This is a genomic window from Dorea formicigenerans (assembly GCF_025150245.1).
Lineage (GTDB): Bacteria > Bacillota > Clostridia > Lachnospirales > Lachnospiraceae > Dorea > Dorea formicigenerans.
The window spans coordinates 2,545,893-2,569,454 of sequence record NZ_CP102279.1; the positions used below are offsets into that span (position 1 = coordinate 2,545,893).

Genomic DNA, 23,562 nt, shown 5'->3' on the forward strand with positions numbered 1-23,562 from the left:
TAACGCAAAAAGCCACAGATCTCATACTCACATGAAATCCATGGCCTTCTTGATCTTTTATTATTTTAACATAAAATCCTCTATTTTTGTCCGTTATTATGCAGTTTCTTTTGCAATTTTTCTCCAGTTCAGGAAACCGTATGTGGAGTTGATGAAGTTGATTGTCTTCATAATGATAATCAGCAGTGCAGAGGAATCTCCCTGCATAAATACCATGATCCACATCACAATTGAAAGTGCATTTACAATTGCCCACATTGCCCACTGCTCTGAGAAACGAAGCAGATACAGGAAACTTGCCACAACCGATACGACTGTTGTCAGAGAATCCATAAATGGAAGATTTCCACCCATCCATTTCAGAATCTGCATGTATCCAAGTACTCCGATAATTGTCACTGCTACTGTTGTGAGCATAATCTTTGGTGTCATCGTACGGAATTTTACTTCTCCACCCTTTGTCATGTTCTTTTTCCATGTGAAGATTGCAATAGCACTGACCGGAATTGAGTAGATTAAGTTGTACATGACCTCACCGTAAAGCGGAATACCCATACAGTTAATCGCATATAATGCACTGTTGATAATTGCAAAATACAGACCGGCAACTTTACCTTTTGCTCCAAGTACCAGGTTCAGACTACTTGTCAACGTCATGACCAGCATAAACAGACTTTCTTTCTGAATTGCCCAGGCTACTGTCTGTACAATCAGTACAAATGCAAGCCATGCTTTTTCTTTCCAGCTCCAATCTGTAAAAAATTCTTTTATTTTATTCATTTTCCCATTCCTCCGAAATCTTCTGAAATTCCTCCAGGTCCATAACCGGTCCGGACGTTCCTACAATTGCCGCTGCCGTACGATTTGCAAGTAATACGGCATCTTCTACTTTCATTCCCTTTGACATTCCTGCAATAATCGCCCCGATATGACTGTCTCCGGCTCCTACAGTGTCCACAACATTGGTCTTAACAGATGCGACCCTTCTCATTTCTTTTCCATCATAGAACAAGGTTCCTTCTGCCCCAAGCGTAACAAATACGAGATTGCCACTCTTCTCATAAAGGGCTCTCACTGCTTCTTCTACATTTTCCTGCTGTGTATAACCCTTTGCTTCTGCTTCATTAATATGTAAGATTGGCTTTAATGCAAAAAGGTTTTCCATTGTTTCAGATTCGATTGCCGTAATCATCGGTCCCGGTGCGAAAAAGATATGCTTTTCTTCCACATTTTCCACTGTTTTCAACCATTGTGAAATGATTTCACCACTTTTTCCACAAACCTGATAGCCTGCGATGTAGATATTCTCATAGTTGTCCATGTCGATTTGCTCAAACCATTCCTTTTTGAAGTGGCATTCCGCTCCCTGCACTGTGATAAATGTTCTTTCTCCATCAGCCTCTACAAGACTCAGGCAATAACCGTTATCCTCTCCCGGTTCTTCAATCATCGGCTCATATCCTTTTTCCTTCATGCCTCTACGGATAATATCTGCAAATGAACCACTTCCCACCGGCACACACAAATCATGTTCACATTTCAGATTTCTCAATGTGTTGGCAACATTGTACGCACAGCCGCCAACTACCGTTTTCGTCTCCTTGCAGGGAATATCCTCCCCACTCTTTGGGAGACGTTCAACCTTCATCATCAGATCAACAATCGCAGCTCCGACTACTAGCGTCCGCATCCCAACAGCTCCCTTCCTTTTTCAAGAATATTGATATACTCCTCAAAATCTGTCTCCGGGTTTTGAACTCTTAAAAGTTCTGTGTACTCTGGATTAATCTTTGAATAACCAACAAATGCCCCACATATAGCTGTTGCCATCGCTCCGATTGTATCTGTGTCACCGCCAAGATTTGCACACATCAGACAACATTTATTTGGATCCTGTGTGTAATATGCAATGGAAACCGCTGCCGGAACAGATTCAATAATTCCAACTCCTGCTCCAATTACATCATAGATTTTCTTAGAAAATGCATCTTCATCGTCTGCATATTCTTTTGCAATCTGAACACCAATCTTTACTCTCTCTGCAAGTCTCGGGCTGAATGTCTCACAACCTTTTTCGTATCCGGCTTCTTCTACAGAAAGAATATCACTTAACACCTGCTCGAAATCATCATTGACAATTGCAGATGCAACACCTTCTGCAATCATAGCTGCTCCGGCGATTGTAACATCACTTGTATGTGTTGTCTTGGAAACTCCGTACACATAATCTATCAGTTCTTTTCTCTGATCTGGTGTAAAGAGGCAGCCGATTGGTGCAATTCTCATAGAACTTCCATTGGATAAAGCTTTGTTCGTTATCGCACTTGCATCTACTCCATCTCGGAAATTCGCCAGTGCAACCTTAGAGGTCGGTCCTAAAATATTATTTTCAAATGCATTCTCTTTTTCAGCCCATTCCAGCATACGCTTTGCTATGTCTGATGCGTCCGGTCTATAATCTGTCGCCTTCAATGAATCCAAAAGAACCATTGCCTGTCCAGTATCATCCGTGAACTGAGCTTTATTATAATTAAATGCAACATCATTCTCTTTGGGTCCGTCAATAAATTCTGTAATCTTTCCGCCAAAGAATTTTCTTGCTCTTTCTCGGCCCCACAATTCTGCCGGCATTCCCATCGCATCACCAAGTGCCATTCCGTATAATGCTCCGGCAATTTTATCTCTTAGTTCCATGTTTCTTTGCTCCTTTCAGATACATCTCGATAGTACAACTTGTATTATTTCTTGTTGCGTTTATTTTATACATATCGGTTATTTATGTCAATATACTTTCATTTTTTTACTACTTTTCAGCACTTTTGTCAATTTTTATTGTTTTTCGAATAAATACAAGTCTGATTTTTTGTCTAAAATAACAACACCGTATCCGGTACTGTGTTTCTATTTCGTAATCTTCAAAAAAGCGCCAGAACCGACATTTGCCGGAACTGGCGTTTCTTAATCCGAGAGCTTATTATACTCCCATTTTATTCTTTTATCATTTTATGAATTATTTTCCTAGGCTGTCACTTTTTTATCTTCCGACTTCTCAAGGAGTTTCTTAATTCCCTGAATTGCTACAAGCACTCCAAGGATTAACAGAAGTACTGCAAAGATAAGCTGCAATGTATTTCCAAAATCCAATCCTGTTGTCATGAATGCCTTTGTAAGTTTTACAATTGTCATTCCAAGTGCCGTAAATGTAACTGCCATCATAAATACCATTGGTCCCCAGAGCATGAATCCCTGACGTTTTGTCTTCTTTAAGAATACTGCGCAGGCTACAAGTGCCAGTACAGATAACAGCTGGTTTGCAGAACCAAACAGTGGCCAGATCTCTGCATATCCGACTTTTGTCAGGAAATAAGCAAGTACCAGTGTAATGATTGTTGCAAAATACTTGTTCGTTACTACCTTTAAGAAAGGACTCATATTCTCATCTTCCACATCTGAATCAATCCAGAACTCCTGGAATGACAGACGTCCGACTCTGGCTACTGAATCCAGAGATGTCAGTGCAAATGCAGATACTGCAAGGTTAATCAGTGTAAATACAAGTGAATGTGGCAGACCGATGGCTGACAGGAAGTTCGCAATTGCTCCTGCAAAAATCTGTGGCTGAGTGGTCAGTCCCTGTGCTGCTGCCTCACCTTTTCCAAATGATGCAACGGCAATCAATGCCAGAACTGCAAGCATACTTTCCATTAACATGGCACCGAATGAAACCGGAAGCATGTTTTTCTCATTTTTAATCTGCTTGGAAGCAGTACCTGATGATACCAGTGAATGGAATCCTGAAACTGCACCACAAGCGATTGTTACAAACAAGATTGGGAACATATACTGCGGATTTCCATTTGCATCCGGTATCGAGAATGCTGTAAATGCTTCAAGATTACATGCCGGATTTGCAACAAATACACCAATAACAGCACCAAGGATCATAAAAATCAACAGATAACTGTTCAGATAATCACGAGGCTGAAGTAATGCCCATACAGGTGTTACACTGGCAATTAAAATATAAGCAAAAATAATAAGATGCCATGTACCAAGGCTTACATAGATTGGGAAGTTAAGTCCAAGTGCAATTGCAACTACCAGTAATATAACTGCTACTGCTGTATTTACCCATTTATTAAATTTTGAATATTTCAAGAAAAATCCAAGTGCCACTGCTTCTATGATGAATAACATAGAGGTTGTTGCAACAGCTCCATTTGCCACTACTTTTGTAACTGCTCCTGATTCACTTGTTGCGAATCCATTAAATGTTCCGGCTACGACATCAGCAAATGCTGCGACAACCAGAATACAGAACAGCCAGCAGAATAACAGGAATAATTTCTTACCTAATTTTCCAATGTACTCTTCAATGATGTAACCAATTGTACGGCCTTTGTTCTTTACAGATGCATACATAGATGCGAAATCCTGAACTGCTCCGAAGAATACACCACCAATTAAAATCCATAAGAGAACCGGAAGCCATCCGAAGATTGCTGCCTGAATTGGTCCGTTGATCGGACCTGCTCCTGCGATTGATGCAAACTGATGACCAAATACTACGTTAGTATCAGCCGGTACATAATCCACTCCGTCTTCTAATTCATACGCCGGAGTTTTTGCATTCGGGTCAATGCCCCATTTGTTTTGGAGATAACGGCCATACAGAAGATAAGCTCCTCCGAGCACTACGATGGCAATTATCATCATAAGTATTCCACTCATAATAATCCCTCTTTCTTTATATTTTGATTATATATTAATCTCAGGAACACCAATCAGCATTTCTGAAATTATTATCGATCTTGCGTATATGTTTCCATACAATAAAAAAACGCCTTCGCTATCCTTTCGGATAACAAAGGCGGATTTATCTTCCGTGGTACCACTTTGTATTACTGCATTTATCACTAACTACAGTCTCTCATCACTGTCATTCTCAAACAGTTTCTTCTGTAACGTGAAGATTACGTCCCTGCTTACTTTAGCTCTGATGTTAAATATGTTAAGTATTTCAGAGGGATGCTCCCGGGTGATATCACAAAATCCGTTCTGTCGCTTCGCACCACCCAACGACTCTCTGAAATCGCGTTCTCTTTTGTGACGTATCCCTTTCACTGCATTTCTTTTCTTTAACTATATTATGTTTTACACTTTTTTGCGTTAAAGCGCAAGAGACTATTTTAACATAATTAACAATAATACAAAGGACTGTTTGTGCAGTTTTTACAATTCCATTTTTTTGATATGAAATCTTGTTATATTTTATTAAATATCTCTACTGCCTTTTGTGCAAAGCGCTTCCCATAAATATTAAAATACTCTTTATAATTTCCCATTCCATTGAACTTTTCCATATTATTATTTACTCCGACCGGTCCAAGATGAATCACTGGCTTTCCACAAGCCATACCGCCTGAATAGCACAGCATTCCCTTTACCATCTCAATTGTCAAAATAGACTGAATGACCTGAGTTCCGCCACCATGTGTGTACTGCTCTGTTGCAAATGCGCCACCCATTTTTCCCGGAAACTCTAACTCTCCTGCTTTTTCAAACAACCAATTATGAATCTGCGGTGTCATCTGTGCCATATATGACGGAGAGCCGACTACGATTCCTTTTGCTTCCTTTACAAAATCTTCATCCACTTTTTCAATAGAAAATGCTCTGGCTTCTACTCCTGAGACTTCATTCATTCCATCGGCAATCCATTCTGCTGCCTGTTTTGTATTTTCAGTTTCTGAGTGGTAAATAACTGCAAGCTTCATAATAATTTCCTCCATCATTTGTGTATCGGTTTATATAGGTTTCATCCCTTGTTCAAACGCCCCCTCAGAGGTCATGTTGCAAGCGAGATGTATGTTTAGAAGATTAAACGTATTTCTTTATTTCTTCGATCACAATTTTCAAAGCTTTGATCCGGGCATATTTCTTATCTACGGATTCCAGAATATGCCACGGTGCGTATTCTGTGTTCGTCTTTTGAAGCATTTCATTCACCGCAACTTCATATTCATCCCATTTTTCCCGATTTCTCCAGTCTTCATCGGTACTCTTCCACTGTTTCTCCGGATTATTTTGCCGCTCTTGAAATCTCGCCAGCTGGGTATCTTTATCGATCTGTACCCAGAACTTAATAATCACAGCGCCCCAGTCTTTTAATTCTTTTTCGAATTCATTGATTTCATTATAGGCACGCTGCCAGTCATTTTCACTGCAGAATCCTTCCAGGCGTTCTACCATCACTCTGCCGTACCAGGTTCTGTCAAATATCGCAATATGCCCACTTTTTGGCAGTCTCGTCCAAAAACGCCACAGATAATGTCTTGCTTTTTCATGCGGTTCCGGGCTGGCAATCGGTTGTACCTCATAACCTCTTGGATCAAGCGCCTCGGTAATTCGTTTGATATTGCCGCCTTTTCCTGCTGCATCCCAGCCTTCATATGTGATAATGACCGGAATCCTTTTCCGATAAAGTTTATTATGCAGTTTTCCTAATTCTATCTGAAGCTGTTTTAATTCTTTCTTGTATTCTTCGTCATTCAGTATTTTGTCCTGCAAATCAATATCTGCAAGACGTGGAATTGGTTCCAGCGGAAATACATTCTGCAAGATTGGCACCGAATGCGCCTGATTCTGCAATGCCACTTCAATGTTGCTCACCAGCGTCTCCATCACCTGCAGCTCTGCCCACTTCTGGTCACCTGCATCAATGATATACCATGGTGCGGAAGATGCATTTGTATCTGACATGTACTTTGAAAATGCCTTTTTGCATTTTTTATAATGTGCATTTTCCCACTGATCGAACAGGGAAACGCGCCATTTTGTATCCTTGTTTTCCAGAAGTTTCTGCTCCCGTTCTTTTTGTTCTTTCTTCTCTATCTGCATAAAAAACTTCAAGACAAGATAACCGTTATCTGTCAGTTGTCTTTCAAAATTGCGGACACTTTCTATACGAGAAGCATATTCTTTTTCATCTGTTTTTCCCTCTAAATGCTCTCTGCAAATCTGCTCCAACCAGCCAGAATCCAGGAATGTGAATTTCCCTGCTTCTGGAATCTCCTTAAAAAATCGATATAAAAATGGATATCTTAGTTCCTCATCTGTCGGCTCGGACATTGTCACGACCTTGAAAAAGCGTGGATCAATATTCCGGATCACCTTCCCAATCGTGCTTCCCTTTCCGGATGTGCCCCAGCCTTCAAAAAGCACAATTACCGGAATCTTATGTTCCTTGATCTTCATCTGTAAATCATACAACTGCTTTCTGGCTGTAGACAAACGAAGCTTCATCTCATCCTTTTCTGGCATACGTGCCGGATTCCAATTCATCAACATATCCGAGTCCTCCTTATTCTTATCCTTATCCTTGTCTCTCTCTGTATCGTCCGATACCGCTAGATTTCATCCATTACTACGTCATTGATTACATCGTACGCATCTTCAAGTGCATCCAATGCTTCCGTCAAAGTATCCGCTTTCTCCTCAGCTCCCTCTTCCTCATACTGATCCAGTACTTCCACAAGCGCATCTTTTACCTCCTGCAGCGCCTCCATGATTTCCTGCAGATTGTCTTCTCTATTTGCCATTGGTAAAATATTTATAATTTTTCCCATGTTATAATCTCCTTTTCCAGACCTTATAATAACTTTTCCGTCCATTCTTTCTCTTTAAATCCCGTCAACACAAGATTTTCTTTCACGATCAATGGTCATTTCACAAGCATTCCGTTTGTCGCCAGAAGCCTCAACTGCTCTTCCTCGCTCATGTCAGGAAGCTTGTCTTTTAATTTTTGCTCTTTATAAAGCATACCACTTGTATTAAAAAACTTCTTTAGCGGTAAATCCCCATTCTCATACCACTGCTTCAGCTCCTCGTAAGTTGGATTCTCCTCCACAATGTGACGCTCCTCATAAGAAATGTGATTGGCATCCAGCCATTTCTTTGCCTTCTGGCAAGTAGAACATTTTGGATAATATAAAAATAACATCTTTTCAATCCCTCCGTAATAATTTTTACTTATTTTTGCTTCTTTCCCAGCTGCCAAAATGCCACCGCACTTGCCGCTGCTACATTTAATGAATCAACGTCATGTGACATCGGAATCTTGACTGTGTAATCACACATCTCAATTGTCCTATCCATCAAACCTTCGCCCTCGGTTCCAAGAATAATTGCCAGCTTCTCTTCCTGCATAAGTTCCGGATTGTCGATTCCGACCGAATCATCTGTCAGCGCAAGCGCTGCAGTCTTATAACCCATTTCCCGAAGTTCTGTAATCGCCTGCCTGGGCCAAAGTATCTCCCGCTGGCAACGCATTTCATTATTGTCCTGAATAAATGTCCACGGAATCTGAAAAACCGTTCCCATACTGACTCTTGAGGCTCTCCTGTAAAGTGGATCACTGCATCCAGGAGTCAGAAAAACTGCATCCATGTTCAAAGCTGCTGCCGACCGGAAAATTGCACCGACATTCGTCGGATTCATTACATTTTCCAAAATGACTATTCTGTCTTTTCCTGCACACATATCCTGATAATTCAAGAGGGGCTTACGCTTCATAGCACACAGCATCCCCCTGGTCAGCTTGAATCCTGTCAATTTTGTTAATACTTCAAACTCCGCTGTAAATATCGGGACATCTGAACCTTCAAACCTCTCCAGAATCTGCCTTGTCTCTTCATTTTCTTTCATCTGATGCTTTTCGACCAGAGCCGATACCGGGATATAGCCCGCATCTAACGCTCTGCCAATTACCTTCGGACTCTCCTCGATAAATAATCCAGCCTCCGGATTGTCCTTATTTATAAGCTGCGCCTCGGTACGTCTCGCATAAATATCAAGCTCCGGTGCAGAAAAATCATTGATTTCTAATATGTTTAGCATTTTGTCTGCAATTCCTTCCCCATACTATTTTCTTCTATATGCTACTGAATTTTTCGAAAAGTGACAGATATTCTTCTTCAACTTCTTCAAATGGACGAACCGTATAATCTAAGTCAATATGTAACTCTGGAATTTCTCCGTATTGTATTTCTCCAAGTAAATGTTCCAAGTCATACCATAGCATTGCATGATCTATTTCTTTGAGTTCTTTCTGTTCTTCCTCCGTCAAATCTGAGCCCAAAAATTTTTCATAAATTATGCCAAGCAAATGTTCTTCCTGCTCCTGATATTCCGGTAGTTCATTCTTAAATGGTGTTGGAACATCGGACATATAGCATTCACTTGCATCATGAAGCAAGCATGCAAGTACCATTCGATTTGACAGACCACGGGCTGCTGCCTCCCTGGCACAGCAAATACAATGCTGTCCCACCGACCAAAATGTCTTTACATGTCCATTTCCACGGCAAATCATTGAAAGTGCATGTGCAATATCCTCAATCCGAATCAACTCCGGATCCGGATTTGTTGGTTCAAAATGTTGCCCTGTGTATGTAGTAATAAATTCACCCATCATTTTCTCCTGTTATTCCATAGCCTCATACTAAAATTATTTTCTATGTACATATGCCTTGAAATCAATCACCTTTGCTGATTTCCCTTTTGGGACAATTCCTAAACGTTCCATGTCTAATTTAGTATCTTTTTTCCATCAGCCACTTGATTCCTTTTGCCAGACGCTTCCCAGAATCCGCAAAATGTCCTCCGGGATTCCATTCCAATACTACCCGCTCGGCAAATGGATCTTCCAGCAACAATTTTTCTTGTTCCCTAGTGCGGTCTCCCACAGTTGCCATTACCGCATTCTTCGTCTTTTCTTCCTTTCCTCCAAGGCTCAAGTATACGCTGCATTTGCGCTTCAATATATGTTCTCTCATGTAAATATCCCAATTCTTGAACCACAGAGAACCAGAACAACACGCGATTCCAGAAAATGTATCGCATTCATATGCCGCCCACAACGCAAATAATCCTGCTAAGGAATAGCCTGCCAGCCAGTGTTCCTGTTCTTTCACATGATATGTCCGGTCAATATATGGGACTCCTTCTTCAAGTAACCACTTCAACGTCCTTGCGCCTTGTCCATCAAATGCTTCCGTTCCAAATGCCGCCGGTGCTTCCCAGGGTGAAAAATCCCGGTTCCAGTCTTCCACCTGAAATGCTACTAAAAGAAATTTCTGTTCCGGCACAAGCTCCATCAAAGCTTCCCAAAAATGTTCTACTTCTCCTCCCTGATGCGGATACATGCCCCAGAAAATAACCGGACCTCCCGATCCATTCTGTACGATATGTAATTGTATATCTGCTACGATTGTCTCTGTCACATTTATCTTCTTCATTTTCATCACATTTCTGATTCCACTGCCATCCTTATCATTTTCTCAAATGACTGCGCAAACCGCTCATCATCTTCCTCAGTACGTTTCTTCGGCCCTTTTATATGATTTTTATGAGAACTTCTTCTCGCCTTCTTATTCAAATGTCGCTCCATAAGCATCTGATCAATATTGTCATTGGTGTACCATTTGCCAGACTGATGAATAGCAAATGCACCCTTTCCCAACGCCATCGCTGCCACTCCATAATCCTGTGAAACCACAATATCTCCCCTGTGACAAATGCTGATCAACTTATAATCAACAGCATCCGCTCCGGCACCCACAACAATCACTTCACTGTACTCAGATGTCAGGACATGATTTGTGTCACATAATAAAGTCACCGGAATGTTGTATTTTTTTGATATGTTCTCAACTATGCTGACCACCGGGCAGGCATCAGCATCAATGAATACTCGCATGTTTCTCTCCTAAAACTCCTAATTTTTCTATTTACAAATAGTGTACAAATATTTATAATAAGACAATAAGATATTAAGTGCTGATAGAATGGTGTCTATATTTAGATGCTTTAATCCTTAGGTAACGATATCCTTTTGCCCATAGAGCCTTTTGCAATGTAACTTCAATTGTTGTATTCTTCCCTCTGATTTTACTCATCGTTTTTCTACGCTGTTCAGTTACATTATTAAAAACTCTTTCTTTTGCTTTCATTTACTTATTTCCCTAACATGTAATTTTTTATATTATACCATAAAACATGTTATAAAATGTATGTATCCTTATTTACACTTTATTGTTCTCTCCATTTTTCAATCATTCTTTCAGCATCTTTCTGACTTACTTCCCCTTCATCATCACTTTTTCCAATACTATCCAAATAAAATGCCGCACAATACTCTTGATTTTTTTTAGATAATCTAAACATCTCACCTGTTGCTTGCGTATTTTGAATTGCATCTAAAATACGTTCTTTTGTTAAATATTTTTCGTATTCCTTAGATACAGCATACTTAATACCGTTTCCAATCCAAGTAAACACTGTACTTTTGAGAAAACATAATATGTGTATATCGTCTTTTAACTCCTGTTGAATTCTTTGCGTCATAAATTGGGAATCAAAATTTTCCATAAGGTATAAAATCATTCTATAATCAAAAAAATCAAAAATACTATTTTCTTTTAATATTGTCTTTACTTTTTGCTTAAATACTTGTTCTACATCTTCTAATTCTTCAATTGATATAATCCTTCCCTTACTTTTTTCCCTTCCTTCTGCCGCTAATCTCCCATAACCCAATTCTATTATATTAATAACATGTGCTATTGACGGTAAAGAATCTAAATCTCCACTATTAATTAATTGTTCTAAAAAGTTCTTTCTATTTACTTTCTCAATTTGTTCGAACAAATCGATAACCATACGCTCTGCATAATCTCTTGAAGATGTCATTAGTAAATTACCCGTAGATTTTTCCTCCAATTTATAAGCACTTTTCAAAATACTTGTAACAATTATTTTTGCTCTTTCTTCTCTAATATTAGGTATCGCAGATTTTATTTCGGATAAAAACGCATAACTTTTTCCTTCCTGATTCAATTCCAAAATATATTTTTCCAGTTCACCGCATCCTAATTTTTGAATCGCCCTTGTAACCTCAAAAGATTTTATATCAATCTCTTCAATATTAAAATCAAAATACCTTTCAAATTTGTCTGGATGTGCAATACGATTGCTCCTCCTAAGCAAATCAGAATCATACCATTCTGTTATTTTCCCAATCTCATCTCCGATATATGGAAAAAGGCATACTAAAATGTCCATTATCTTTTCTGCCTCTTTCTCTTTCCCCACCTTCACTAAAACTCCCTTTAATTCATTTAAATACATATCATACAGTTCTTTTTGTCCTTTATTATTGGCCATATACACTCTTTTGCCACTCAGTTTACCTGTTAAAAAATTTTTATTGTACTTTATCCATTCATAAACAGTTGGATAGTACATTTCTATTACAGATATAACCACCATATCTGTAAAATCTACTTCTGTTCCTATACCAGAAAACTTAAACTGTACCAAATTACACAGTCTATTTACATCTCTCATATTTTTCAACAACGGTATGACACAAGTATCTGCCAATCTCTCCCAATGTTCTAAATTTATTTTTATACCTTCTTGCTCTTTTACTATGTTATATAATCGTTCAAATATAATACCTCTAAATTCAGTCGAACATATATCTGGTATTTGAATTGGCATTTGAATTATTTTTTCCAAATACTCTTCACCACTTCCTTCTTGAATCTTCTCCAATGCTTTTACAACAATCTCTTTATCAAATACCAATAAATATATCATATTAGGGAATTTTGCCACTGACGTAATCAACTGAAAGACTTGTCTTATTTGTTCATTGTTAAGCCTATCAATATCATCTATAACCACTAGAATTCTTTTATTCTGGCCCTTCAACAGCTGAACAACTTTTTCCTTCTGGCACATAATATCATTTTTATCCAAATTATTCTGTATTCGTTTACCTATACCTTTAGAAATTCTTTTCCCCAAAAAAGATATCGCTCCTCCAACATGTGGAATAACTTTCGCAAAATCAAACGCATCTGAATACCGTTCTAAAGCGTTACCTACCTCTTTCAATGTTTTATCTTTTGTCCAATGAAATTGATTTGCCAAATGAACAAAAAACTGTTCTAATAATTGATTTGTACTCGAAAAATTCCAAGGTTCAAAACGAACAATCACTACTTTTTCATTTTCTTTTATTTCCTCAAGAATCATATTTACTAGTGATGTTTTCCCAATTCCCCATTGCCCATACAGTCCAATAGTAAAAGTATCTTGACTATTCAAATTTTCCAAAGATTTAGCCACTAGTTCCGCAAAATACTTTCTTTTTAAAAAGTCTTCCTTTTTGCTTAAAATCGGTTTATCTGAATAATACATTTTTATTACCTTTCTTTTCATATCTAACTTTTAAAATCATATAATATATTTTGAGAATAAAAATGTTTGTAACTTTCTCTTAATATTTATCATTCCAACTCGTAATCATAATTTATTGCCATAAATAGCACTATAATGTCCCAATTTATAATCTCATCAACTTCACCGCGTACCCTCAAATTTCTTTTCCTGGGTAAATTAACCTCTTATTCCCCATACTGCTCTACCAGCCTCTTCGCTTCTCCCCGCATCTCTTCTACAACGTCCTCTGGCGAGAGTATTTTTACCTGTTCGCCTAGTGAAAATACCCAGCCCAGAAACTGCTTGCTGACATGTACATCCACATTTACTGTAAAATGATTTTCGTCTGCTGGTATGAACATAATGTCTTTTCCGAATCGGTCGATGATAACTCCTGCCAGGCGATTATCTACCAGAAGCTTTACAGTCTTTTCTTTTCCGCCGAACATTCCGAAGCTTTTCTTGGTATAATCTGCCATGTCCAGTTGTTTAAAATGTTCTTTTCCCTCGCGTGTTTCTGTGGACATTCGGATATGAAGCATTTTGTCTACGCGGTAATGCTTGATCAGCTCTGCTTCTGAATCATATCCCACGAGATAATAATTTTCATCGTCCCATGAAAGTCCCCACGGGCTGATATGATACCATGCGCCGTCATGCCGAAGCTCCATTTCTTTTTTCACATTCCACTGATAATACTGGAACTTGACTTTCCGGTTCTCGGATATGGCATTATGAATCGCATCGACTGTATAATAAATGCTTTCGTTCATAGCCTTGATTCTGCCGGACACGTAGACTTGCCGCTGCAGCTTCTGCGCATCATATTTACTGACCAGTTTCTCCAGCTTTTTAATCAGTGTATTTGTCTTCTTTTGAGTGACGAATTTCGACGACTGAATTGCATCTACCAGAAGTTTTAATTCCGGAAGTTCAAACGGGCGCTCTACTACGTGATAATGATAACGGTTCCCCACCGGCTCGCCTTCAACTTCTATCCCCAGCTTTTCCAAATCTTTCAAATCATTATAAAGGCTTTTCCTGTCTGCAGTGACTTCGTATTCTTCCAGCTTTTCTTTAATCTCTGGCATTGTGATATAGTGATCTTCATCAGTATTTTCCAACATAATCTGTGCAAGTCGATATAATTTGAACTTCTGATTCTTTCCTTTTGGCATCGCAGTCTTCCTCCTCACCTGATGATAGTTTCATTGTATCACAGGTGGGGAGAATATGGTACAGCTATGTATTTGGTCTGTTGGATTCTTACGCCAGCTTAAGCTCCATACCAGCAAATACTTCTCCAAGTGAACTACTAAGATGTTCGGAAGATTTCTCTGGCATCTCATAACTTACCAGTTGATAATCTGGATTTAATTCTAACTTTTCAATCAGCAGACCTGTATTGACCGCATCGTTTAGCCCATCGTGGAATCTTCCCTCCGGATCTATGTCAGCCCGTCCCAATGCTTCTTCCAGACTCATTTTTCTGGACATCTCATATCTCTTCATAAATATATCCTGATAGTCTACCCATCTGGATTCTTCCATAAAGGACGCAATCTTTTCATCTACAATATTTTTTGCTTTTATCTCATGAAGAATCTGGGCACGGTCACTTCCACTCCAGGCATAGACTTTATACTCTCTGTCACCAATCCAGTTGAGCATATGTAATAACGCTTTCTGAAGTCTCGGCGTATGCTTCACCTGGCCGTTCTTGATACCTGTCAGATTTTCAATAAAATAATCTATCACACCATGTTCTGGGTGTACGAACTGACTGAGTGTTCCAATTCTCTTGAACTCCTCGTCCAGAAGCACCGCACCAATTTGTATCGTTTCATTCGCATATTTGTATCTTTTACTACGATAATCTCTCGGCACCTTGCACATTTCTAAATCAATAACCAGATAATTCATATAACATTCTCCCTTCTGAATCTTACAACATATGGTATTTTACTCAACTTCTCGCTTTTACCTATCATTTACAATATTCTCCCAAAACAGGTGGGGTATAAAATTCACAGCTCCACTTTATTTTCATTTTTTTAAGTTTCGGATTTTTAAACCAATTTTGCTAGTCTTCTATTCCTTACAATTTATATCTTGACTTATTCTTCTTTTTCTATTAGTATAAATATAAGAAATGGGTTTGTTACCGCACAGCTCTAGCTCAAACGGGGTGCTCGTTTCTTTTTTATTTCCCCCATACATAAAAACAAGCTGACCTTTCGGCCAGCTCATTTCTTCTTACTTTTATTATTCTCTTTTAATCCAGTGAGACTACCTTGAATCTATTTCACTGCTCCACCTTCTACAACCAGTTCCTCTTCGTAGTCTTTTCCGTAAGTGTCTACAAGTGTCTCTTCGTAATCTTTGTGGAAGAACTGTTCATCACCAAGTGATTTGATTTCCTCATTTACCCAATCAAGCAATGTATCGTTTCCTTTGGATACTGCCGGTGCGATGGTGTCTTTATTTCCAAGTTCAGAGATTCCAACTGTGTAACCTTTGTTCTGAAGTGCAAATGCGATAACCTCTGTGTTGTCGTTTGCCCATGCTACACCATTTCCATTTTCCAGAGCGTTCTTTGCTGTTGCGTAGGAATCATATTTCTGAAGTGGAATGTCCGGATAATTCTCTGTCAGGTAAGTCTCTGCTGTTGTTCCGGAGATGACGATCATCTGGTCTTTACTGTTCCATTTGTCCAGGCTCTTGATAACGTTGCTGTCCGGAGATACAACTCCAAGTGCTACGTTCATGTATGGAAGTGCGAAGTCTACTTCTTCTGCACGCTCGTCTGTGACTGTGAAGTTTGCAAGGATCAGATCAACTTTTCCTGTCTGCAGATACTCGATACGGTTTGCAGCTTCTGTGGATACAAAGTTGACTTTTACACCGAGATCTTCACCGATTCTGTTCGCGAAGTATACATCATATCCCTGATATTCACCGTTTTCATCAACATATCCAAATGGATTCTTATCGGAAAATACTCCGATATTGATTGTTCCGTCTTTTTTGATTTCATCTAATGTACGATAAACAGTTCCGGAATCTTTTTTTGCTGAGGAATCGCTTCCTTTAGAATCATCGGAGCTTGAGCTTCCGCATGCTACAAGTGCAAATGTACTTGCGACTACGGTTGCCAGTGTAATTAATTTTTTCAGTTTTCCATTTTTCATAATACAAACTCTCCTTGTCTCATTTCTTATATCAAAACTCTTATGAGTCTTGCTTTTTCTAAAAATTTCCTGTTACAGATTGATTCAAATATCTCTCTTTACAGACTCAAATGTAAATGTATTCAAGAATTTCTTCGCCCGATCTGTCTTCGGGTGTTCGAAAAACTCATCTGGTGTTTCATCTTCTTGTATTTTTCCGCCTTCCAGAAATATGATCCGGTCTGCGACAGCTCTGGCGAACTGCATTTCATGGGTAACAATTATCATCGTTCTGCCTTGCGCTGCCAAGTCTAAGATTACGTCCAGTACTTCACGGACCATTTCCGGGTCAAGTGCTGCTGTTACTTCATCGAAAAGTAAGATTTCCGGGTGCATGCACAATGCACGGACAATTGCAACTCGCTGCTTCTGTCCTCCGGAAAGCTCTCTTGGATAACTTCCGGCTTTTTCTTCCAGTCCAACTCTTCTAAGAAGCTTCATGGCTTCTTCTTTCACTTCATCTTTTGAGCGTTTTTGGACTTTCGTAGGTGCCAGTAAAATATTATCTAATACAGTCAGATGTGGAAACAAATCATAGCTTTGAAACACCATTCCTATTTTCTGTCTGAGGCGGGTCAGAGATTTGCTTTTCGGGTCAATGACCTCGTCTCCCAGTTTAACCACGCCGCCCTGGATTGGCTCCAGGGCATTGATACATCGAAGTAATGTACTCTTTCCACAGCCACTTGGACCAACTACCACAATGACTTCGCCTTTCTTTACGTCAAGACTTACATCATCTAAGATGACTTGATCTCCATATTTTTTTATCAGATGTTCTACTGTAAGTAATGTCTCTGCCACAATCTATCACCTCCATCTTCTTTCCAGATATTTTGCAAGCATACTGATTGGCCAGCATGCGAAAAAGTATAATAAAAATACTACAAGATAAATGCCAAATGCAGCATTTGGACTGCTCATTCGATTTGCTTCGATGATCTGCTGTGAGACTTTCAGCACTTCCACCACACCGATCATCAGGATCAGGCTTGTAGTTTTGATCATTCGTGTGATCAGATTGATGGATAGCGGAATGAGTCTGCGAAGTGTCTGCGGAATGATAATGTACCAATAAGTCTGCACTTTGCTCAATCCTAATGCCTCGCTGCTTTCATATTGATGTTTCGGGATACTGATAAGCGCCCCTCTTACCAGGTCACTCATTTCAGCTGCTCCCCAGAATGTAAATACTATAATTGATGCATTTTCTCCTGATAAGTCCCAGCCAAACGCTCGCGTTGTCCCGAAAAATACGAGAAATAACAGTACCATTTGTGGCATGATTCGTACAATTTCCAGGTAAATGCGAAGAATCGCTTTGGTAATTGGATTTTTCCAGGTCATCAAAACTCCCAGTACGATTCCAAGTGGAATGCTTATGACTACGGAAATCAGGCTAATCTTCAGTGCCACTCCAAGTCCTGCCAGCATTCGCATGAAGTTCTGTCCTTTTAATAAAACACTAATCCCCAAATCCGGCATAACGCAGCCTCCTTTCCAAGAGACTTCCCAATATCGAAATTGGAAGTAAGATCAACAGATAAAAGACTACCAGTAAAAACAGGCTTTCTGTTGTCTTGTAATAAAGTCCGATTAAGTCTTTTGCGGTAAACATAAGGTCCATAAGACTGACTGCACTAAAGACACTCGTTTCTTTCAAAAGAAAGATTACATTTGCCATAAAGGCCGGTACACTTATTGAAAATGCCTGTGGCAGTACCACGTACCTCATAACCTGCAGACGGTTCATGCCGAGGCTCAATGCGCTTTCTGTCTGAATTGCTGCGACTGTCTCCAGTCCGCTTCGAAACGCTTCTGCCATATAACTTCCTCCAAGAAATGTCAGTCCTGCGATTCCACATGTCTGCGGATCTGTCTGGATTCCAATCTTTGGAAGTCCATAATATATAAAAAATAATTGTACAAGCAGTGGTGTATTTCGACTGAGTTCGATATAGACCGCTACAATTTGTCTTGCGACCGGTACTTTTTCATATTGGATGATTGCACAGATCAGTCCGACGATAATCGCACAGATAACTCCGGCTAATCCAAGTTTTACAGTCAACAAGGCAGCTCGTTCATACATTGGCAAATATTTGATAATAAAATCCCAGTTCATTGCCTTACCCCTCTCTCACGATTTTTAATCTCTTGCTCCTTTCGATTTCATGAAAGCAATGTTATCACTCTTTTCCTAGTCAGTCAATAGGTTTTGTATGAAATGTTGGATTTTGCCCAAATCTATAATTAATAGCTAGCTATAGATGGCAACTATATCTAGGTAATACATGGTCTTCATCGCTGACAGTGTAACTGGAGTTTTTTGCATTGACATTACCTTATTCCATTATATGTATGCGGTGAAATGTATGTTATGAATACAAAAATAGCCGTCCTAATCTTTTGTGGTCACCTCACAGTCACCTCAAAGTTCAGGAACGGCTATCTCCGTAATAACTAATTATTTATTTCTGCTTTTTTTATAATTCCAACCCCTATTGGATATGGTCCTGTGTGTACTCCAATCGTCGCACCGATCTGATGGATTTCAATCTCTTCGATTCCGAGACGTTCTTTTACGAGATCTTTTAACATCTCCCGGAATTTGACTGCCTCTTCATAATCATAGCCATAGCCGATGCAGAAGCTGTACTCGCCAGGTTTTGCGTTGATTTCATCCAGATAATCTTTTGTCATCTCCACAACCTTTTTCATAGATTTGATGCGGTTTCTTGCGAGTCCGGAACTGAAGATTTCCCCTTCTTTCAATGTGATCATCGGTTTTATCCCCAGTGCACCTGCTGCTATCCCCGCAAGTTTTCCGATTCGTCCGCCATGCCTTAAATAATCAATGCTTCCGATTGTAAAGAAGATCCGGCCGGTCTCACGGATAGGAAGGATTCTTTCAATGATTTCCTCATAATCCAATCCCATGTCACGCATTCTGCATGCCTCCAGTACAAAAAGTCCCTGAAGAACGGTATTGACCGTGGAATCAATAACTGTGATCCTGGCTTCTGGATATTCGTCCTTTACCATCTCTTTTGCAACCGTTGCAGATTGCAGGGAGCCACTGAATTTTGTCGTAATACAGATGCAGATCACCGGAATATTTTCCTTTGCACTTTTTACAAATGTCTGATAAAAATCATCTACTGACGGCATAGATGATTTTGGAAATACATCCGGGTGGTCTACCATTTCCTGATAAAATTCCCGAATTCCAATCTCTTCTATTTCTTTCTGATAAGTCTCACCGTTAAATGATACATAAAATGGTACGACTTCTATATCATGTGCATCTGTGATTTCCTGTGGAAGATCCAGTGATCCGTCACTGACGATCTGAACTTTCTTTTGCATAACTACTACCTCTTATCTCATGAAATTACGATTCTATATTGTTCTGATTTCCTTTGCATACCCCGAAAATATCAGGCTTACAGAATGAATTATTCTAATACATAGTTTCTAATACTACTTCTTATAGAAACGTAAAACAGTATAACACAAAGGCAATATTATGTACACGCTTTTGGCAAATAATTTTCTAAAATTTTAGAATTAAACCGTATGCTTTAAGTTTGGATCTCTTGTCACTTTATACTTGATTTATAAATCTTAAAAATGCTTCTTTTCCTTCTGGTGTCCGTTTGTAAACTCCGGCCTGTTCCAGAACTTTTGAAAAGACAATTCCAGTCTCTTTCTGAACGATTTCTTTTACATTTTCTGCTGTAATTTCGTAGTTCGCTGCAATATCTGCCGCCCACTTCGCATGAGACTTGGTCAGCGAATCTTCTGTCATATCCTCACCGGAAAGGAGTTTTTCTTCCACTGCCTCCAGCTCTTTTTTCAGACGTCCCGGAAGGATTGCCAATCCCATAACTTCAATCAGGCCGATATTTTCCTTCTTAATATGATGGAACTCTTCATGTGGATGATAAATTCCAAGTGGATGATCCGGCGTTGTCAGATTGTTTCGAAGCACCAGATCTAATTCAAAATCTTCTCCTCTGCGACGGGCAATTGGGGTGATTGTATTGTGAGGTTCTCCATCTGTCTCTGCAAGAATCATAGCTGCTTCATCTGTATACCCACGCCAGCTTCCAAGAATTTTATCCGCAAGATCAATTAATCTTTCCGGTTCTTTTGCATTTAAACGAATAACAGACATTGGCCATTTTACAATTCCTGCTTTTACATCTTCGTATCCTTCAAAAGAAATCTCCGTCTCAATCGGTGCGCGTTCCATTGCAAATGTATAATGTCCGCCCTGGAAATGATCGTGCGCCAGAATGGATCCTCCAACAATCGGAAGATCTGCATTGGAACCAACAAAATAATGCGGGAACTGTCTTACAAAATCTAATAACTTCGCAAAGCAGGCTTTATCAATTTTCATCGGTGTATGCACTTTATTAAAACAGATGCAGTGTTCATTGTAATATACATATGGAGAATACTGCAAATACCAGTCAGTATTGTTGATTGTCACTGGTACAATACGGTGATTCTGTCTTGCCGGATAATTGAGTCGTCCGGCATATCCCACATTCTCCTCGCAGAGCATGCAGCGTGGATAATCGGAAGCTGGTTGGTTTCTTGCTGCTGCGATTGCTTTTGGATCTTTTTCCGGTTTTGACTGGTTGATGGAAATGTCAATCTCACCATATTCTGTCTCGGTCTTCCAACGGATATCTTTCGCAACTCTGTCCTTTCGGATATAATTCGTGTCCTGACTGAACTGATAATACCAGTCCGTTGCCCTCTGGGAAGATTCTTCCTGAAGTTGTTGAAACTTCTTCATCACCTGTACCGGTCGCGGTGTCAGGCTGCCCATGAGTTTTGTATCAAAAAGATCGCGGTATACGACTGAATTTTCTTCCAGTACGCCACGCTCATATGCATCATCGATCAATGTGTCCAGTATCTCTGTCAGACCAGCTTCTTTTCCCTTTGCTGACTCTTCCCATGAGAAAGAATCTGCCTGCATAACCTCCAAGATCCGGTTTACTGCCCATACTTTTTCTTCCTGCTCGATCAGCTCTTTCTCCAATGCATAATTCACTAACGCAGTAATTGCTTCATTTCGATTCATCTCATTTCCCCCTCATTCTTTAAAGGATAAGTCCACCAGCCGGACGGATACTCAATACATGACAGCATCCTTCACTCAACATAGTTTCCATCGTTTTCTTAAATTCACACACATCTTCCACCGGGACAAATGCCTGGATTGTTCCGGCAAATCCACCTCCATGTACGCGGCATGCGCCCTTTCCATTCAGCGCTTTCTCAGCCACGGCCAATGCCACTGCCATGTCCTGATGTGTGATGGCTGCTGCCGGTGTAATATTCTGAAGAAGTTCCCATGAAGAACGTCCTGACTCTTTTACAAGATTTAAAAACGCCTCTTTATCTTTCCGCTCCAGTGCATCTGCTTCCTCTGCTGCTCTTCTGTCATCTGCATAGAAATGTAAAGCCCTGAGAACTGCCCTGTCTCCTGCTTCTTTTCTGACCTGTGCCAGATCTGCCAGCAGATCTTCTTCTTTGACTTCGCGAAGTACTTTTTTACCAAAATGCGCTGCCACTTTGCTCATTTCTTCCGGAATAGACGCATATTCATTGGTAAGTGCTGCATGATCCGCACCACAGTCGATGATACAAAGTGCAAGTCCCAGTCCTGTAAGATCCGCATTGATGGATCTTACTATCGGGTTTGCCGGATCTTTAAAATCAATGGCTACTGCATCTCCCACGGAAGAAGCAGTCTGATCCATCAATCCACACGGCTTACCAAAATATTCATTTTCTGCTGCCTGACCGATTTTTGCGATTTCTACTGCATCAAACTTGTCCTGACAAAACAGATGATTTCCCGTTGTTCCAATCAGCACCTCACACGCTGCGGAGGAAGACAGTCCGGATCCAGGCAATACCGTTGATGTCACATACATATCAAAGCCTGCTACCGGATATCCTGCTTTATGAAGCTTGGCCAGCACGCCTCTTATCAGAGAAGCAGTTGTTTCTTTTTCTTCTTCCTTCACTTCCAGATCAGCAAGATTAACACTTGTCATTGGCCAGCCTTCTGACTGAAAATGCACAACACTCGTTCCGTTTAATGCGACACATGCCAGAAAATCCAGATTCACTGCTGCGGCCAGCACTCGTCCATGCTGATGATCGGTATGATTTCCACAGATTTCTGTACGCCCAGGCGCAGAACAAAGTGCGACCATCGTATCTTCTGTTGCTCCAAAGCTCTCCTTAAATCCTTCCATCACATGTGTGGCTCTTTCTCTTGCTGCCTTCAGATTCTCACACCCGGTCTTCAGAAGTGACGCGTCCAAATCTCCATTTTTTACCATCTGATATACATCATTCCACTTTTTCAAAATATAATTCCTTCCTTTCCCTCATAATGATCTATGTTAATATTTAACATGCTTATTTTTTACATGCTTATTTTTTCAGAAAATGTTCCCGGTTCGGGTATTCCTGACGAAATGCCTGAAGTGCCGCCTCCTGTAGAAGAGCAAATTCTTTATCCATGTGCAATGCATGGGGTGCCTGAAATGCAATGGCGCTGATCTGTTCCGCGATTTTTTTCACAACTCCTTCATCCGATAGCTGTCCCATTCCAAACACAAGTGAAGTAAATCCTCTTCCGTCTCTGCTGACTTCCATAAATTTCAAAAAGACATTTTTTAATTCCAGCAGAAGATTTTCTCTTAATTCTTCGTCCAAAGAATCTGCATCTGCCAGACATAATGTACTAATAATCTTTGCTGCCTGTTTTCTTCTTTGTCCGCCAAAATCTAACGATGTGCCTTCTGCCAGACATTTCAGTTCCATCAGGCTTCCTACGAATGCATCTTTTGTCGGTTTTCTCTTTCCATATCTGGCGACCCATAATTTTTTTCGGAACACATCCGCCTGCGTTAATTCATTTTCTGTATTCTGTTTTAGTAATTCCAGCCTTTTTGGCGCATCTGTCTCCTGATAAAATGTCTCGATCCATGCTGCTTCCATT

Annotated in this window: 23 protein-coding genes, 1 pseudogene and 1 other annotated feature; all 24 genes and pseudogenes read right to left on the bottom strand. The window is 39.9% G+C overall.

What is annotated here, in order from left to right; genetic code table 11:
- Positions 1-96: 96 nt before the first annotated feature.
- A complete protein-coding gene (pnuC, locus tag NQ560_RS12305; RefSeq protein ID WP_005333694.1) occupies positions 97-780 on the bottom strand; it encodes a nicotinamide riboside transporter PnuC in 684 nt (227 codons plus the stop codon).
- Positions 773-1,690 (bottom strand): PfkB family carbohydrate kinase, encoded by a 918-nt coding sequence (locus NQ560_RS12310; RefSeq protein ID WP_005333693.1) that lies wholly within the window; start codon positions 1,688-1,690, stop codon positions 773-775. The genes pnuC and NQ560_RS12310 overlap by 8 nt, the downstream gene beginning before the upstream one ends.
- Positions 1,678-2,694, bottom strand: coding sequence for an ADP-ribosylglycohydrolase family protein (locus NQ560_RS12315; protein WP_005333691.1), 1,017 nt, complete (start codon positions 2,692-2,694; stop codon positions 1,678-1,680). The genes NQ560_RS12310 and NQ560_RS12315 overlap by 13 nt, the downstream gene beginning before the upstream one ends.
- A 324-nt stretch (positions 2,695-3,018) precedes the next feature.
- Entirely contained in the window at positions 3,019-4,731 is a 1,713-nt protein-coding gene (locus NQ560_RS12320; protein ID WP_005333689.1) for a carbon starvation CstA family protein, read from the bottom strand.
- A gap of 132 nt (positions 4,732-4,863) precedes the next feature.
- Positions 4,864-5,133 (bottom strand) — a binding site (T-box leader).
- 131 nt (positions 5,134-5,264) lie between these two features.
- On the bottom strand, positions 5,265-5,777 hold the full coding sequence (locus NQ560_RS12325; RefSeq protein ID WP_117495266.1) for a flavodoxin family protein: 513 nt from the start codon (positions 5,775-5,777) through the stop codon (positions 5,265-5,267).
- A 103-nt stretch (positions 5,778-5,880) separates the two neighbouring features.
- Complete coding sequence (gene pap / locus NQ560_RS12330; protein ID WP_040015514.1) at positions 5,881-7,350, bottom strand: polyphosphate:AMP phosphotransferase; 1,470 nt, start codon at positions 7,348-7,350, stop codon at positions 5,881-5,883.
- Positions 7,351-7,409: 59 nt separating this feature from the next.
- Positions 7,410-7,628, bottom strand: a complete 219-nt coding sequence (locus NQ560_RS12335; protein ID WP_040015542.1) for a hypothetical protein — start codon at positions 7,626-7,628, stop codon at positions 7,410-7,412.
- A 23-nt stretch (positions 7,629-7,651) separates the two neighbouring features.
- A pseudogene (locus NQ560_RS12340) lies at positions 7,652-8,002 on the bottom strand (arsenate reductase family protein).
- 29 nt (positions 8,003-8,031) lie between these two features.
- Entirely contained in the window at positions 8,032-8,898 is an 867-nt protein-coding gene (locus NQ560_RS12345) for a TrmH family RNA methyltransferase (RefSeq protein WP_005333678.1), read from the bottom strand.
- Positions 8,899-8,932: 34 nt separating this feature from the next.
- The gene (locus NQ560_RS12350; protein WP_040015513.1) at positions 8,933-9,472 is read right to left on the bottom strand and encodes a hypothetical protein; all 540 of its coding nucleotides are present in this window, start codon (positions 9,470-9,472) and stop codon (positions 8,933-8,935) included.
- A gap of 121 nt (positions 9,473-9,593) precedes the next feature.
- The gene (locus NQ560_RS12355) at positions 9,594-10,298 is read right to left on the bottom strand and encodes an alpha/beta hydrolase (RefSeq protein WP_233420474.1); all 705 of its coding nucleotides are present in this window, start codon (positions 10,296-10,298) and stop codon (positions 9,594-9,596) included.
- A 5-nt stretch (positions 10,299-10,303) separates the two neighbouring features.
- Entirely contained in the window at positions 10,304-10,759 is a 456-nt protein-coding gene (locus NQ560_RS12360; RefSeq protein ID WP_005333664.1) for a YaiI/YqxD family protein, read from the bottom strand.
- A gap of 73 nt (positions 10,760-10,832) precedes the next feature.
- Positions 10,833-11,012, bottom strand: a complete 180-nt coding sequence (locus NQ560_RS12365; protein ID WP_005333663.1) for a PDDEXK family nuclease — start codon at positions 11,010-11,012, stop codon at positions 10,833-10,835.
- A 79-nt stretch (positions 11,013-11,091) separates the two neighbouring features.
- Complete coding sequence (locus tag NQ560_RS12370) at positions 11,092-13,290, bottom strand: KAP family P-loop NTPase fold protein (protein WP_005333662.1); 2,199 nt, start codon at positions 13,288-13,290, stop codon at positions 11,092-11,094.
- A 185-nt stretch (positions 13,291-13,475) separates the two neighbouring features.
- A complete protein-coding gene (locus NQ560_RS12375; RefSeq protein ID WP_005333661.1) occupies positions 13,476-14,468 on the bottom strand; it encodes a helix-turn-helix transcriptional regulator in 993 nt (330 codons plus the stop codon).
- Positions 14,469-14,556: 88 nt separating this feature from the next.
- Positions 14,557-15,213, bottom strand: coding sequence for a 3'-5' exonuclease (locus tag NQ560_RS12380; protein ID WP_005333660.1), 657 nt, complete (start codon positions 15,211-15,213; stop codon positions 14,557-14,559).
- Positions 15,214-15,590: 377 nt separating this feature from the next.
- The gene (locus NQ560_RS12385) at positions 15,591-16,481 is read right to left on the bottom strand and encodes a transporter substrate-binding domain-containing protein (protein WP_005333658.1); all 891 of its coding nucleotides are present in this window, start codon (positions 16,479-16,481) and stop codon (positions 15,591-15,593) included.
- An 84-nt stretch (positions 16,482-16,565) separates the two neighbouring features.
- Entirely contained in the window at positions 16,566-17,324 is a 759-nt protein-coding gene (locus tag NQ560_RS12390) for an amino acid ABC transporter ATP-binding protein (protein WP_005333657.1), read from the bottom strand.
- Positions 17,325-17,330: 6 nt separating this feature from the next.
- A complete protein-coding gene (locus tag NQ560_RS12395; protein ID WP_005333655.1) occupies positions 17,331-18,005 on the bottom strand; it encodes an amino acid ABC transporter permease in 675 nt (224 codons plus the stop codon).
- Complete coding sequence (locus tag NQ560_RS12400) at positions 17,986-18,645, bottom strand: amino acid ABC transporter permease (RefSeq protein ID WP_005333654.1); 660 nt, start codon at positions 18,643-18,645, stop codon at positions 17,986-17,988. The genes NQ560_RS12395 and NQ560_RS12400 overlap by 20 nt, the downstream gene beginning before the upstream one ends.
- A gap of 338 nt (positions 18,646-18,983) precedes the next feature.
- Entirely contained in the window at positions 18,984-19,889 is a 906-nt protein-coding gene (locus NQ560_RS12405) for a DegV family protein (protein WP_005333653.1), read from the bottom strand.
- A gap of 238 nt (positions 19,890-20,127) precedes the next feature.
- A complete protein-coding gene (gene galT / locus NQ560_RS12410) occupies positions 20,128-21,624 on the bottom strand; it encodes a UDP-glucose--hexose-1-phosphate uridylyltransferase (protein ID WP_005333652.1) in 1,497 nt (498 codons plus the stop codon).
- 19 nt (positions 21,625-21,643) lie between these two features.
- Positions 21,644-22,924 carry a galactokinase gene (locus NQ560_RS12415; RefSeq protein WP_005333651.1) on the bottom strand — a complete coding sequence of 427 codons (1,281 nt, stop codon included), beginning with the start codon at positions 22,922-22,924 and terminating at the stop codon, positions 21,644-21,646.
- A gap of 67 nt (positions 22,925-22,991) precedes the next feature.
- The gene (locus NQ560_RS12420) at positions 22,992-23,561 is read right to left on the bottom strand and encodes a DUF6553 family protein (protein WP_005333650.1); all 570 of its coding nucleotides are present in this window, start codon (positions 23,559-23,561) and stop codon (positions 22,992-22,994) included.
- Between the last annotated feature and the right edge of the window lies 1 nt (position 23,562).

Coding starts and splice junctions, on each gene's coding strand:
- NQ560_RS12365 (WP_005333663.1), bottom strand. CDS start 11,012: ATGAAAGCAAAAGAAAGAGTTTTTAATAATGTAACTGAACAGCGTAGA.
- NQ560_RS12350 (WP_040015513.1), bottom strand. CDS start 9,472: ATGGGTGAATTTATTACTACATACACAGGGCAACATTTTGAACCAACA.
- NQ560_RS12360 (WP_005333664.1), bottom strand. CDS start 10,759: ATGCGAGTATTCATTGATGCTGATGCCTGCCCGGTGGTCAGCATAGTT.
- galT (WP_005333652.1), bottom strand. CDS start 21,624: ATGAATCGAAATGAAGCAATTACTGCGTTAGTGAATTATGCATTGGAG.
- pnuC (WP_005333694.1), bottom strand. CDS start 780: ATGAATAAAATAAAAGAATTTTTTACAGATTGGAGCTGGAAAGAAAAA.
- NQ560_RS12385 (WP_005333658.1), bottom strand. CDS start 16,481: ATGAAAAATGGAAAACTGAAAAAATTAATTACACTGGCAACCGTAGTC.
- NQ560_RS12395 (WP_005333655.1), bottom strand. CDS start 18,005: ATGCCGGATTTGGGGATTAGTGTTTTATTAAAAGGACAGAACTTCATG.
- NQ560_RS12380 (WP_005333660.1), bottom strand. CDS start 15,213: ATGAATTATCTGGTTATTGATTTAGAAATGTGCAAGGTGCCGAGAGAT.
- NQ560_RS12370 (WP_005333662.1), bottom strand. CDS start 13,290: ATGAAAAGAAAGGTAATAAAAATGTATTATTCAGATAAACCGATTTTA.
- NQ560_RS12405 (WP_005333653.1), bottom strand. CDS start 19,889: ATGCAAAAGAAAGTTCAGATCGTCAGTGACGGATCACTGGATCTTCCA.
- NQ560_RS12400 (WP_005333654.1), bottom strand. CDS start 18,645: ATGAACTGGGATTTTATTATCAAATATTTGCCAATGTATGAACGAGCT.
- pap (WP_040015514.1), bottom strand. CDS start 7,350: ATGTTGATGAATTGGAATCCGGCACGTATGCCAGAAAAGGATGAGATG.
- NQ560_RS12320 (WP_005333689.1), bottom strand. CDS start 4,731: ATGAGTGGAATACTTATGATGATAATTGCCATCGTAGTGCTCGGAGGA.
- NQ560_RS12420 (WP_005333650.1), bottom strand. CDS start 23,561: ATGGAAGCAGCATGGATCGAGACATTTTATCAGGAGACAGATGCGCCA.
- NQ560_RS12375 (WP_005333661.1), bottom strand. CDS start 14,468: ATGCCAAAAGGAAAGAATCAGAAGTTCAAATTATATCGACTTGCACAG.
- NQ560_RS12325 (WP_117495266.1), bottom strand. CDS start 5,777: ATGAAGCTTGCAGTTATTTACCACTCAGAAACTGAAAATACAAAACAG.
- NQ560_RS12315 (WP_005333691.1), bottom strand. CDS start 2,694: ATGGAACTAAGAGATAAAATTGCCGGAGCATTATACGGAATGGCACTT.
- NQ560_RS12355 (WP_233420474.1), bottom strand. CDS start 10,298: ATGAAGAAGATAAATGTGACAGAGACAATCGTAGCAGATATACAATTA.
- NQ560_RS12310 (WP_005333693.1), bottom strand. CDS start 1,690: ATGCGGACGCTAGTAGTCGGAGCTGCGATTGTTGATCTGATGATGAAG.
- NQ560_RS12335 (WP_040015542.1), bottom strand. CDS start 7,628: ATGGGAAAAATTATAAATATTTTACCAATGGCAAATAGAGAAGACAAT.
- NQ560_RS12345 (WP_005333678.1), bottom strand. CDS start 8,898: ATGCTAAACATATTAGAAATCAATGATTTTTCTGCACCGGAGCTTGAT.